Origin of the sequence: Massilia psychrophila (genome assembly GCF_002760665.1) — a bacterium.
Taxonomy (GTDB): domain Bacteria; phylum Pseudomonadota; class Gammaproteobacteria; order Burkholderiales; family Burkholderiaceae_D; genus JAFCUW01.
This window is the reverse complement of the sequence record NZ_PDOB01000010.1, coordinates 14,825-27,663: the sequence shown is the minus strand read 5'-3', so window position 1 is coordinate 27,663 and position 12,839 is coordinate 14,825. Positions and strand designations below refer to the sequence as shown.

At 66.0% G+C, this 12,839-nt stretch carries 9 protein-coding genes and 1 pseudogene; 6 read left to right on the top strand and 4 right to left on the bottom strand.

Going from position 1 to position 12,839, the window contains the following annotated elements; translation table 11 throughout:
* Positions 1 to 388: 388 nt before the first annotated feature.
* The 4 genes and pseudogenes from CR103_RS08370 to CR103_RS08355 all read right to left on the bottom strand — a co-directional run.
* A pseudogene (locus CR103_RS08370) lies at positions 389 to 766 on the bottom strand (hypothetical protein); the annotation flags it as partial.
* A gap of 15 nt (positions 767 to 781) precedes the next feature.
* Positions 782 to 2,812 (bottom strand): putative bifunctional diguanylate cyclase/phosphodiesterase, encoded by a 2,031-nt coding sequence (locus tag CR103_RS08365; RefSeq protein ID WP_180279329.1) that lies wholly within the window; start codon positions 2,810 to 2,812, stop codon positions 782 to 784.
* A 274-nt stretch (positions 2,813 to 3,086) separates the two neighbouring features.
* Positions 3,087 to 3,713 carry a response regulator gene (locus CR103_RS08360; RefSeq protein ID WP_099915532.1) on the bottom strand — a complete coding sequence of 209 codons (627 nt, stop codon included), beginning with the start codon at positions 3,711 to 3,713 and terminating at the stop codon, positions 3,087 to 3,089.
* Positions 3,710 to 6,298 carry a PAS domain-containing sensor histidine kinase gene (locus CR103_RS08355; protein WP_099915531.1) on the bottom strand — a complete coding sequence of 863 codons (2,589 nt, stop codon included), beginning with the start codon at positions 6,296 to 6,298 and terminating at the stop codon, positions 3,710 to 3,712. The genes CR103_RS08360 and CR103_RS08355 overlap by 4 nt, the downstream gene beginning before the upstream one ends.
* A gap of 209 nt (positions 6,299 to 6,507) precedes the next feature.
* Here CR103_RS08355 and CR103_RS08350 point away from each other — a divergent pair, with 209 nt between their 5' ends.
* From CR103_RS08350 to pqqB, 6 genes are all read left to right on the top strand, one after another.
* Positions 6,508 to 7,740, top strand: a complete 1,233-nt coding sequence (locus CR103_RS08350; protein WP_099915623.1) for a 3-methyl-2-oxobutanoate dehydrogenase (2-methylpropanoyl-transferring) subunit alpha — start codon at positions 6,508 to 6,510, stop codon at positions 7,738 to 7,740.
* 44 nt (positions 7,741 to 7,784) lie between these two features.
* A complete protein-coding gene (locus tag CR103_RS08345; RefSeq protein WP_099915530.1) occupies positions 7,785 to 8,792 on the top strand; it encodes an alpha-ketoacid dehydrogenase subunit beta in 1,008 nt (335 codons plus the stop codon).
* 1 nt (position 8,793) lies between these two features.
* Positions 8,794 to 10,047, top strand: coding sequence for a dihydrolipoamide acetyltransferase family protein (locus CR103_RS08340; protein WP_099915529.1), 1,254 nt, complete (start codon positions 8,794 to 8,796; stop codon positions 10,045 to 10,047).
* A gap of 24 nt (positions 10,048 to 10,071) precedes the next feature.
* Entirely contained in the window at positions 10,072 to 11,475 is a 1,404-nt protein-coding gene (gene lpdA, locus CR103_RS08335; protein WP_099915528.1) for a dihydrolipoyl dehydrogenase, read from the top strand.
* Positions 11,476 to 11,754: 279 nt separating this feature from the next.
* A complete protein-coding gene (pqqA, locus tag CR103_RS08330; RefSeq protein ID WP_099915622.1) occupies positions 11,755 to 11,829 on the top strand; it encodes a pyrroloquinoline quinone precursor peptide PqqA in 75 nt (24 codons plus the stop codon).
* A gap of 63 nt (positions 11,830 to 11,892) precedes the next feature.
* Positions 11,893 to 12,834, top strand: coding sequence for a pyrroloquinoline quinone biosynthesis protein PqqB (gene pqqB / locus CR103_RS08325; protein ID WP_099915527.1), 942 nt, complete (start codon positions 11,893 to 11,895; stop codon positions 12,832 to 12,834).
* Positions 12,835 to 12,839: the final 5 nt, after the last annotated feature.

Below are 12,839 nucleotides of genomic sequence, written 5' to 3'. Positions count from 1 at the left end.
GAATGAATGGCTGGACCGGCGCCGAACTTAAGCGGCGCGAATCCAATTGGGGCGTTCAGGAAGGCCGAGATAAGGCGTTGGCCAGCCAGTGACGTGGGTGAGCTGATGGTGCGGGGACGATACGAACGGCTGAACCTGGGAAGACCAGGAAAGCATGACGAGTGACCCGTGGGAACACGATGCGCAGTCCGGATCCGGGCCGAACTTCTTGACCGTGGTTGACCCGTCGTCGTCGCCATCCGCAGCCGCGTGTTCGTGCTGATGGTGGCCGACATGCTCACTCGCCTGGCCACTCTCATGCATGCAATACGCACCCGCGATTCCAGCGCTCATCTGGAGAACAAATGCGAGAGCGAGCATGTAAAAAAAGCGTTTGACCATCGGCGGATTATATCTCTTTACTTTGTGTCGAGCGGTTTAGCGACGATTCTAACGTGCCATGGCGATGGTGCAGCAAGCGCAAGCCGTTGAACACCACCAGCAGGCTGGCGCCCATGTCGGCGAATACCGCCATCCAGAGAGTTGCTTGCCCAGTTAGCGCCAGAACCAGAAAGACTGCCTTGATGCCGAGCGCGATTACGATATTTTGCATCAGAATACGACTCGTCCTGCGGCTCAGTGTCAAGAAATCGGCAAATTTGCTCAGGTCGTCGTCCATCAGCGCAACATCGGCAGTGTCAAGGGCCGTGTCGGCCCCCGCCGCCCCCATGGCAAAGCCGATATCGGCCTTCGCCAGCGCTGGAGCGTCGTTGATGCTACCTTTAACCCCGCGGTATCGCCCTTAATTCGGGTTTCCATTCCACAACGCCTCTTTTCCGGCAGGTTCGGCCAGAGGCAGGGGAAATGCGGCGGCCACGGGGATGGCGACATGGTCGCGCAGCAGGCGCGCGCAGGCAGTGGCGTCGATCGGCCGGCTGAACAGATAGCCCTGCATTTCGTCGCAGCCGTTGTCGAGCAGCAGCGCCAGCTGGCCAGCGGTTTCAACGCCCTCGGCGATGACGGTCAGGCGCAAGCCGTGCGCCATTGCGATCACCGCGCGCGCGATCGACAGGTCGTCTGCATCGGTGGTGAGGTCGCGCACGAAGGACTGGTCCAGTTTCAGCTTGTCGACCGGGAAACGCTTGAGGTAACTGAGGTTTGAACAACCGGTGCCGAAATCGTCGATCGCCAGCCGCACCCCCATGTCTTTCAACTGGCGCAGGATCAGGAAGCTTTGCTGCGGGTCTTCCATCGACGCGCTTTCGGTCAGTTCGAGTTCGAGCAGTTGCGGCTCCAGGCCGGTGTCAGCGAGGATGCGCGCGACCGTGGCGGCGATGTCGGTCGAGAACTGGCGCGCCGACAGGTTGACCGCCACCGGCACCGGCGCCAGGCCGGCGCGCTGCCAGGCGCGGCTTTGCTCGCGGGCGCGCCGCAGCACCCATTCGCCGATCGGCAGGATCAGGCCGGTCTCCTCGGCCAGCGCGATGAAGCAGCCCGGCCCGATCAGGCCCAGTTCCGGGTGCTGCCAGCGCACCAGCGCCTCGACGCCGATGATCGCGCCGCTTGCCATGCTCACCTGGGGCTGGTAATGCAGCACCAGTTCGTCGCGCCCGACCGCATGGCGCAGCGCGCTTTCGAATTTGAAGCGTTCGTGCGCGCCCTGATTCAACTCCGGCCGGTAAAACGCGTAGCGTTCGGCGCGGCTGCTGGCGGCGCGCCGCATCGCCGCCTCGGCACCTTGCGCTACGCTATCGTAGTCGTCGCCGTCGTTGGGGAACAGGGCGATGCCGATGCACGGGTCGAGGTGCAGTTCCTGCTGTTCGAACGTGTACGGCGCGTTCATCGCCGCCAGTACCTGGCGCGCCAGCGCCGCCAGTTCGGTGGCCGCATTCCTGATCGCGACGATGGCGAAACTGGCCTCGCCAATGCGCGCCACGCTGGTGTGGTGGTGCGTCCCTCCCTGGAGCCCGTCCTGTGCCGCGCCACTCCCCCACTGTGCCAGCCGCGCCGCAATCTGCAGCACCATCGCCTGTTCGGCCCCGGCGCCCAGGCTCTCGCCGATCAGGCGCAGGCGTTCCGGCTTGAGCATCAGCAGGCCCATCACCTGCGGGGCGGCGAGCTGTTCGCGCATCCGGCCGAAGCGTTCGCGCAGCAGGATCCGGTTCGGCAGCCCGGTCAGCGGATCGTAATTATTCAGGTAGCGCAGCTTCTCTTCGGCGCCGCGCAACTCGGTGACGTCGAGGCCGGTGCCGAGGAATAATTCGACCGCAGCGTCGTACGGTTCATCAGCCGCACTGTCGTCCTTGCGCAGCAAGGTCGTCGACCAGATGATCGCGCGCGGCGAGCCGTCGCGCGCCAGCCACTGGCCGTGCACCTGCGACGGCGGCGCCCGGCGCTGTGGCTGGTCGAAAAACCGCGCCAGCGACTGCGACCCGCCGACCCTGCAAAACACTTCCCAGCATGGCCGGCCGATCGCCTCGGCCGCCGGCCAGCCCATCACCTGCTCACAGGCCGGGTTGAACAGGCGGATCAAGCCGGCCGCATCGACCATGCACACCAGCGCGCCGCTGGTGTTGACCACCGCCGAGAGCAGCTTGCGTTCCGCCTGCCAGGCCGCGGTGCGCTCCACGACCTGGGCCTCCCTCTGGCCAAACAGGCGCGCGCGTTCGGTCGCGATGTCGCGCTTTTTGCCGACCGCCTCGCGCACCTGCCATCCGGCGGCGGCGATGGCGCCGCCGGCCGTCGCCGAACCCGGTAATTCCAGCACAAATGCATCGTCGGTCTTGGGTAGGTCGATTGCCACTTGGCATGGTCTGCCGCCGTTGTTGTTCATGGTTGGTCTTTGCAACTCGAAAATTCGTGGTCGAGTGCATGATACCGAACAGACGCCGGCAAGGCTTTTGGCAACCTCGTCCATGCGAGAGGGAGCGGATACCGCATCAAGTTTTACTTGAAAGCATAAGTCTTTGATTTAAAGCACGTATATACGCCGCGAGGGTGCGCCGGGATGACCCTCAAGTCACAAATTTACGACGGCGCTGTCACAAATTTAACGACAAGTAAGTACGTAGGAAGTGTTGCTCGACACCTACATGATTGGTAATAAATTAACTTGCCAGGCCGGCTTTGAGGGCATACCGGATCAGCGCGGCATTCGACGCCAGGCCCAGCTTGCGGAAGATCCGGTTGCGGTAAGTGTTGACCGAACTGACGCTGATGCCCAGTTCGGCGGCAACTTGCTTGATCTGCATGCCGGCGCCGATCAGCGCGACGATTTCCGCTTCGCGCGGCGTCAGGTTCAGGTGCGGCGGCGGCGGCTCGTTCGCCTGGCGCGCCATCAGTTCGGCCAGCCGCGGCCCGATGTAGGTGCTGCCGGCCACCACCTGCCGAATCGCCTTGACCAGTTCCTCGGCCGCCATTGCCTTGGTGATGTAGCCGGCCGCACCAAGGTGCAGCGCGCCGAGGGCGTAACGCTGTTCGTCGTACATGCTCAGCATGACGGCCCGCTGCTGCGGGAAGCGGCGGCGCAGTTCGGCCAGCCCGTCCAAGCCTTCGTGCCCGGGCAGGCTGATATCGAGTACCACCACGTCGGGCGCGTGGCGGGCCACCAGCGCGAGCGTGCGCGCCAGGTCGGCTGCCTCGCCGACGATGCGGATGTCGGCGCAGGCGCGGATGATCTTCTTGACGCCTTCGCGAATCAATTCGTGATCGTCGGCGATGACGATGCTGATCATGGAGGTGCTCCCGACCCTGCTCCCGGCAGTACAGGGAGAATTTCCTGCGTAAACATCGGAATCAAGGCCGACACCAGGGTGCCGCGCGGGGTCAAGGGCCCGACCCTGAGGCGCCCGTGCGCCAGGGCGGCGCGCTCACGCATGCCGATGATGCCGAGCGAACCGTCAAAGCATACGGCCCGCGCGCGCTGGCGGGCGATGCCACTGCCGTCGTCGCGCACGCGCAGCAGCAGCGCTGCGCCGCGCTGCTCGACGCTGACCCATACGCAGCTGGCGTGGGCATGGCGCAGCACGTTGGTCAGCGCTTCGTGGAAAATGCGCAGCAGCGCTTCGCCGGCCGCGCGCACCGGCTGCGCCAGGCCGGCGCCCAGTTCGAGATGGACGCTGACGCGGGTGCGCCGTTCGAAGTCGCGCGCATGCCACTCGATCGCCGCATACAGTCCCTGGCCATCGAGTTCGGGCGCGCGCAGTTCGGTGGCGATGTCGCGCACCAGCTGCATGGCGCGGTCCAGCGTGACGCCGGCCGAATGCAGCTCGGCGATGATTTTTTCCGGCGCCAGCGCGGTGCCATGCACCCGGATGTCGCCCTCGAGCAGCTTGACGTCGATCTTGGCGGCCGACAGGATCTGCCCGAGCTGGTCGTGCACTTCGCGCGCCAGGGCGGTGCGCTCGGCCTCGCGCACCGTCTGCAGGCGCTGGTACAGCACGTTCAGCTCATCCTGGGCGGCGCGCCGGCCCGCCTCGACCCGCTTACGCTCGGTGATGTCGCTGGCGACGTGGACGAAATAGCGGGCCCGCCCCGCGCCGTCGGCGATGATCGAGACAAAGTTGTGGATCCAGATCACGCTGCCGTCGGCGCGCCGGCAGCGCACTTCCATCTGCGCCGAATCGACGGCGCCGCCTTCCAATGCAGCGATCTTTTCGGCCGCCGCCGGGTAGTCGCTGGCCACCGTCAGGTCGGCGACGGTACGGCCAAGCAAAGCCTGCTCGGTCACGCCGGCCAGCGCCTGGTAGGCTGGGTTGGCGCGCACGAAGCGGCCGAGCGTGTCGGTGATGGCGATGCCGCCCGGCGCGCGGTCGAACACCGCGGCAAGCAGCCGGTTCGCTTCGCGCAACTCCTCGGTGCGCAGGTCGAAGCGGCGTTCGAGCTCGCGTTTGGCGCGCTCCTGCAGGCGTTCGGCATCCCTGCGTTCGGTGATATCGTTGCCGAACACCAGCAGGCCCTGGGGCGCGGGGTAGCAGCGCACGTTAAACCAGCGCGCGCTGCGCGGGTTGCATACTTCGACCTCGACCGGTTCGCCGCCGGCCAGCGCGGCGCGCAAGGCCGGCCCCAACATCATCGCCACGGTGGCCGGCAGCAGTTCGACAAAGCTGCGCCCCACCAATTCCTCGCGCGCGCCGCCGAGGCTGGCCACGGCGGCGTCGTTCAGGGTCAGCAGCCGCAGTTCGAAGTCGACGCTGACGAAGGCATCGCTGGTTTTGGCCAGCACGTTGGCGAGGTCGTGCTTCGACCGTTCCAGCTCGGCAGTTGCACGCGCCCGTTCGACTTCGAAGGCGGCGGCGTCGACGCTGGCCACCGCGCTGGCGACCAGACCGGCCATGGCGTCGATGAACTGGCGGTAGTCGTCGTCGAACGGCGCGCGCGGATTGAGCGCGACCAGCACGAAGCCGCGCGGCGTGCCGCCGCCACCCGGCAACGCCAGCGCAATTACCTGGCGCGGCGGTTCCGGCCAGGCGCCACAGGTGTTTGCCCGGCCGAACAGCTCTTCGAAGTCGTACAGCTGCGGCCCGGCCGCACTTGTCAAGCCCGTCAAGCCCGTCAAGCCCGTCAAGCACGCCAGCGGATGGGCCTCGCCGCCCCACGCGATGCGCTGGTCGATGCCGGCGCAGCCCTCATGCAAGCCGATGCAAAACACGGCATCAACGTCGCCGCTGCCGGGTTGGTGGGCAGGACCGGCAAGATACAGCGCCGCCAGCGGCAGGTCGGACCCGTTGGCGGCCAGCGCCTGGCGTACCAGGTCGAAGGTGCGGTCGCCGCCACGGCCCAGCGCGACCTGGATCGCCAGTTCGGAAAGCGTGCGCTGGCGGCGCTCGCCGAGCACGCGCCGGGTGGTCTCCATAACGGCGACAAAGACGCCGGCGGCGCTGCCGGCATCGGGGGATATCGGGCTGTACGACAGCGTGAAAAAGCATTCCTCGGCAAATCCGCTGCGGTTTAACATCAGTGGCCAGTCGTCCTGGCGCACCCGCTCGCCGGTCTCGAGCACCGAGCCGAGCACCGGTGCAATCGTCTCCCAGGCTTCCGGCCAGACGTCGGCGACGCGCCGGCCGAGCGCTGCCGGGTGCTTGTCGCCGAAGATGGGAATGCAGGCGTCGTTGTAGATGTAGATCAGGTCGGACCCGGCCAGGACCATGAGCTGGAAATGCGAACCGAGGCAGATGCTCACCGCCGTGCGGATGCAGGACGGCCATGCCGACACCGGACCGAGCGGCGTTCGCTCCCAGTCGTTGGCATTCACGGCGCGCGCCATTTCACCCTCGCCGGGAAAGAAATCGCTGACGGTTGTGGCAATTACATTATCCATAGGTCTGACGCCGCGTGAAAGTCAGATTATGCGCGCTCATCGCCAAGCCTGGCGGCTGGCGGTCCAAACACCTTGCCCCAGCTGGCCGTCCCATATTGGCCAATTCAGGATATTGCAGTGCACGAAAAATATTTTCACCAGCCGCATACCGCCGGGCTGAACAATTTGCTATCCTCAAGGCGCACGCCACCTTACCAAGGGGAGCAATGATGAGCCAGAGCAAACCTCTGACACTGCATGTCCCGGAGCCTACCGGTCGCCCGGGTTGCCAGACCGATTTTTCTTACTTGCGCCTGGCCGCTGCCGGCTCGGCGCGCAAGCCGCCCGTCGATGTGGCGGCGGCGGACACCTTCGATCTTGCCTCGACCTTGATCCGGGTGCTGGATGACGCCGGGCACGCGGTGGGACCGTGGGCGCCGGACCTCGATAGCGAGCTGCTGCGCTTCGGCCTGCGCAGCATGATGAAGACGCGCACTTTCGATGCCCGCATGGTGATTGCCCAGCGCCAGAAGAAGATGTCGTTTTACATGAGTTCGCTCGGCGAGGAAGCCATCGGCACCGCCCATGCGCTGGCGCTGCAGGACGGCGACATGAACTTCCCCACCTACCGCCAGCAAAGCCTGCTGATGGCGAAAAATTTTTCGCTCGTCGAGATGATCTGCCAGTTGCTGTCGAACGAACGCGACCCGCTCAAGGGGCGCCAGTTGCCGGTGATGTATTCGGTGCGCGAAGCCGGGTTTTTTACTATTTCGGGCAACCTGGCGACCCAGTTCGTGCAGGCAGTCGGCTGGGCGATGGCGTCGGCCATCAAGGGCGACACAAAAATAGCGTCGGGCTGGATCGGCGACGGCGCCACCGCCGAGTCGGACTTCAACACCGCCCTCACCTTCGCCCACGTGTATCGCGCGCCGGTGATCCTGAACGTGGTCAACAACCAGTGGGCGATCTCGACCTTCCAGGCGCTGGCCGGCGGCGAGAGTGTCACCTTCGCCGCGCGCGGCGTCGGCAGCGGCATCGCCTCGCTGCGGGTCGACGGCAACGATTTTCTGGCGGTGTACGCCGCCTCGCGCTGGGCCGCCGAGCGGGCCCGCGCCAACCTCGGCCCGACCCTGATCGAATGGGTCACTTACCGCGCCGGGCCGCACTCGACGTCCGACGATCCGTCCAAATACCGGCCGGCCGACGACTGGTCGCACTTCCCGCTGGGCGACCCGGTCGAGCGATTGCGCCAGCACCTGACCGGCCTTGGTTTGTGGTCGGATGAACAACATGCGGCGACGCAGCAGGAACTGGAAGCGGAGATCGTCGCGGCGCAAAAGCAGGCCGAGCAGTTCGGCACCCTGGCCCACGGCCGCGCGCCAGGCGCGGCGTCGATGTTCGAGGACGTCTACAAGGACATGCCCGAGCACCTGCGCCGGCAACGTCAACAATCGGGAGTGTGAGCGTGCGCAGAGCAGATAACGATAGCGAAATTAACACCGTACCGATGACCATGATCCAGGCCCTGCGTTCGGCCATGGACGTGATGCTGGAACGCGACCCCGACGTCGTCATCTACGGCCAGGACGTTGGTTACTTCGGCGGCGTGTTCCGCTGCACCGACGGCTTGCAGGCCAAGTACGGCAAGTCGCGCGTGTTCGATGCGCCGATCTCGGAGGGCGGCATCGTCGGCACCGCCGTCGGCATGGCCGCCTACGGCCTGCGCCCGGTGGTGGAAATCCAGTTCGCCGACTATTTTTATCCGGCGTCGGACCAGATCGTGTCGGAAGCGGCGCGCCTGCGCTACCGCTCGGCCGGCCAGTTCACCGCCGCCATGACGATCCGCATGCCCTGCGGCGGCGGCATCTACGGCGGCCAGACCCACAGCCAGAGCCCGGAAGCGATGTTTACCCACGTCTGCGGGCTGCGCACGGTGATGCCGTCGAACCCCTACGACGCCAAGGGCCTGCTCATTGCCTGCATTGAAAATGACGACCCGGTGATTTTCCTCGAACCGAAGCGGCTCTACAACGGCCCGTTCGACGGCCACCACGACATGCCGGTGGTGCCATGGTCGAAGCATCCGCTAGGCGAAGTACCGGAAGGCTATTACACCGTGCCGCTCGATTCGGCCAAGGTGGTGCGCGAAGGCGCCGCGCTGACGGTGATTGCCTACGGTACCATGGTGTACGTGGCTGAGGCGGCGGCGCGTGAAACCGGCATCGATGCCGAGATCATCGACCTGCGCTCGATCTGGCCGCTCGACCTGAACACCATCGTCAATTCCGTCAAAAAGACCGGGCGCTGCGTGGTGGTGCACGAGGCGACCCGCACCAGCGGCTTTGGCGCCGAGTTGTGCGCGCTGGTGCAGGAGCACTGCTTCTATCAGCTCGAAGCGCCCATCGAGCGCGTCACCGGCTGGGACACGCCCTACCCGCACGCCCAGGAGTGGGCGTATTTTCCCGGCCCCGAGCGGGTCGGCGCGGCCTTCAAACGTGCGATGGGAGGAGCGTAACGTGGGCGAACATGTGATCAAGATGCCCGATCTTGGCGAAGGCATTGCCGAAGTCGAAGTCGTGGCCTGGCGCGTGCAGCCGGGCGAGCGCGTGGTGGAAGACCAGGTGCTGGCCGACGTCATGACCGACAAGGCCACCGTCGAGATTCCGTCGCCGGTGCACGGCACCGTGCTCTCGCTGGGGGGCGCAGTCGGCGCGGCGCTGGCGGTCGGCGCGGAGCTGATCCGGCTGCAAGTCGAGGGGAGCGGCAACGCGGTGGCGGGCAACCACCCCGATCTTGCGCCGGCACCGAAGCCGCCGACAGCAACTGCCGAAGCGGCGCCGGTGCCGGCGAACGCCAAGGCGCCGGCGGCCACGCAGGCGCTGCGGGCGGTGGGCGAAAAGCCGCTGGCCGCGCCGGCCGTGCGCCAGCGCGCCTGGGACCTGGGGGTCGAGCTGCAATACGTCGCCGGCAGTGGCCCGGCCGGACGCATCACCCACGCCGACCTCGACGTCTATGTCGCGCGCGCTGGCAAACCGGCGGGCGGCGCGGCCGCCGAACGCTATGGCGAACTGCACGGCGAGCAGGCCGTGCCGATCATCGGCCTGCGGCGCAAAATTGCCGAAAAAATGCAGGACGCCAAGCGCCGCATTCCGCACTTTACCTATGTCGAAGAAATCGACGTCACCGAGATCGAAGCGCTGCGCACCCAGCTCAACACCCGCTGGGGCGGCGAGCGCGGCCGGCTCACCTTGCTGCCGCTGCTGATGCGCGCCATCGTGCTGGCCGTGCGCAGCTTTCCGCAGGTGAACGCCCGCTTCGACGACGAGGCCGGCGTCGTCACGCGCTTCGAGCCGGTCCACATCGGCATCGCCACCCAGACCGAACCGGGCCTGATGGTGCCGGTGGTGCGCCATGCCGAAGCACGCGACCCGTGGTCTGGCGCGGCCGAAGTGGCGCGCCTGGCCGACGCCGCGCGCGCCGGCCGCGCGCTGCGCGAGGAGCTGTCCGGCTCCACCATCACCATCACCAGCCTGGGCGCGCTGGGCGGCATTGTCACCACCCCGGTCATCAACCATCCTGAGGTGGCGATCGTCGGCGTCAACCGCATAGTGGAGCGGCCAGTCATCCGTAACGGCGCCATCGTCGCACGCAAGATGATGAACCTGTCGTGCTCGTTTGACCACCGCATCATCGATGGCGTTTATGCCGCCCAATTCGTGCAGGCGATCCGCGGCTACCTCGAATGCCCCGCCACGTTGTTCGTGGAGTAAAGCAAGAGCGGAGAAAATGAGGACATGAGAACATCGGTGACGACTACCCTGCTGGTGATCGGCGGCGGTCCCGGCGGCTACGTGGCGGCGATTCGCGCCGGCCAGCTCGGCATCCCCACCATGCTGGTCGAAGGCGCAAGCGTGGGCGGGACGTGCCTGAACGTCGGCTGCATTCCGTCCAAGGCGATCATCCATGCGGCCGAGCAATTCGACAGGCTGCGCCACTACGCCGGCGACTCGCCGCTCGGCATCACGGTTCAAGCGCCGCGCATCGACTTGGCACGCACCGTGCAGTGGAAGGACGGCATCGTTGAGCGCCTGACCAGCGGCGTCGGCGCACTGCTGAAAAAAAACGGCGTGCAGGTGGTGACGGGCTGGGCGCGCATCATTGACGGCAAGAGCGTCGACGTAGTGCAGGACGGGACGCAAAACTCGCTACGCATCGACTGCGAGCATTTGCTGCTGGCCACCGGTTCGCAGGCGGTCGAACTGCCGTTCATGCCGTTCGGCGGCGCCGTCGTATCGGCCACCGAGGCGCTGTCTCCCGCCACGCTGCCGCGGCAGCTGGTGGTGGTGGGCGCCGGCTATATCGGCCTCGAACTGGGCATCGCCTACCGGAAGCTGGGCGCACAGGTGGCGGTCGTCGAGGCGATGGAGCGGATCCTGCCGGCGTATGACGAAGCGTTGTCAACGCCGCTCAAAGCCGCCTTGAAGCGGCTCGGCATCGACGTCCACCTCGGCTGCCGCGTCGAAGGCTTCGATGGCGCCTTGAATGCGGTGAACATCCGCGATGCGGCGGGCAACGCATCGGCGCTGGCGGCCGACCGCGTGCTGGTGGCGGTCGGCCGCCGGCCGGCCACCTCCGGCTGGGGCCTGGAGTCCCTGCGGCTGGACATGAACGGGCCGGCGCTCAGAATCGACGACCAGTGCCGCACCTCGATGCGCGGCGTGTGGGCGATCGGCGACCTGGCGGGCGAACCGATGCTGGCGCACCGGGCGATGGCCCAGGGCGGCATGGTGGCCGAGATCATCGCCGGCAAGCGGCGCCATTTTGCGCCCGCGGCGATTGCCGCGGTCTGCTTTACCGATCCCGAAATCGTCGTCGTCGGCATGACGCCGCACCAGGCCGAGGGCGCCGGCGTGGACTGCATCAGCGCCAGCTTCCCGTTCGCCGCCAACGGCCGCGCCATGACAATCGAGAGCACCGACGGTTTTGTGCGGGTGGTGGCGCGCCGGGACAATCACAGAATCGTCGGCTGGCAGGCGGTCGGGCGCGGCGTGTCCGAACTGAGCAGCGCGTTTTCGCAATCGATCGAACTGGGCGCCCTGCTGGAAGACGTCGCCGCCACCATCCATGCCCATCCGACCTTGGGTGAAGCGGTGCAGGAAGCGGCGCTGCGGGCGCTGGGACAGGCGCTGCATATCTGAGCCACATGCCAATCTGCAGGGTCCGGCGAGCCGGACATCGGCCGCACCCTGGCTCGCTGTTGCTTTTTGTTTCCCTTTGTAGCAACTGTTCCAATCTGCTCCACGCAATGTACAGTTTTGGCACAGTCAATGGGCGTGTGCGTCGATTGCGCCGCATGGTTCGCAGTGGCGCAGACCCGGCACGCAATTTGCATACATCACACTGATTGCATGGAAACCGGGGTTTCCGTCAAGCCGTGCAATCGGAACGTCCACCTAAAATTGATGAGGAGATTGATCATGGCTTGGAGCAAACCTGAGTTTACCGACCTGCGCTTTGGATTTGAAATCACGATGTACATCGCCAACCGCTAATCGCGTGCTTCGCCCGGCGCCCGCCTGTTACCAGGCAGCGGGCGCCGGCTTACCGAAAGCTCTATGAAAATTATCGTATTGGGCTCTGCCGCCGGCGGCGGATTCCCTCAGTGGAACTGCAACTGCCGCAACTGCGCCGGCGTGCGCAACGGTACTATCAACGCCACCGCGCGCACCCAATCGTCGATTGCCGTCTCGGCCGACGGCACCAACTGGGTGCTGATCAATGCCTCACCCGACATTCTGGCGCAGATTCGCGCAACACCGGCGCTGCAGCCGGCACGCGCCGTTCGCGATTCCGGCATCGCCGCCGTCATGCTGATGGACGCCCAGGTCGACCACGTCACCGGCCTGCTGATGCTGCGCGAAGGAAGACCACTGCCGCTCTACTGCACCGCATCGGTATGGGGCGACCTCAATACCGGCCTGCCGCTGGCGCCCGTGCTGTCGCACTACTGCGGCGTGCTGTGGCACGAATTGGCGCTGGCGCCTGGCGGCGCTGCCGCGCCTTCGCTGCAAGTGCCGGGCGTCGAAGGCATCCGCTTCACGCCGCTGGCGCTGCGCAGCAAAGCGCCGCCGTATTCGCCGCATCGGGAGCGGCCTCAGGTCGACGCCAACATCAGCGGCGACAACATCGGCCTCCTGATCGAAGACACGGCGAGCGGAAAAACGGTGTTTTACGCCCCGGGCCTGGGCGCAATCGACCCGCAGATCGAGGCCGTCATGCAGTCAAGCGACTGCGTGCTGGTCGACGGCACGTTCTGGCGCGCCGATGAAATGATCGCACTGGGTTTTTCGACCAAAAGTGCGGCCGACATGGGCCACTTGCCGCAGTCGGGCGAGGCGGGAATGATTGCCGTATTGGACCGCGTCAAAGCGCGCCGCAAGGTGCTCATCCACATCAACAACACCAACCCGATCCTCGACGAGGACTCCGAACAGCGCGCCACCCTGGCCCGCCACGAGATCGAAGTCGCGTTCGACGGCATGGAGATCTGCTTATGAACGTG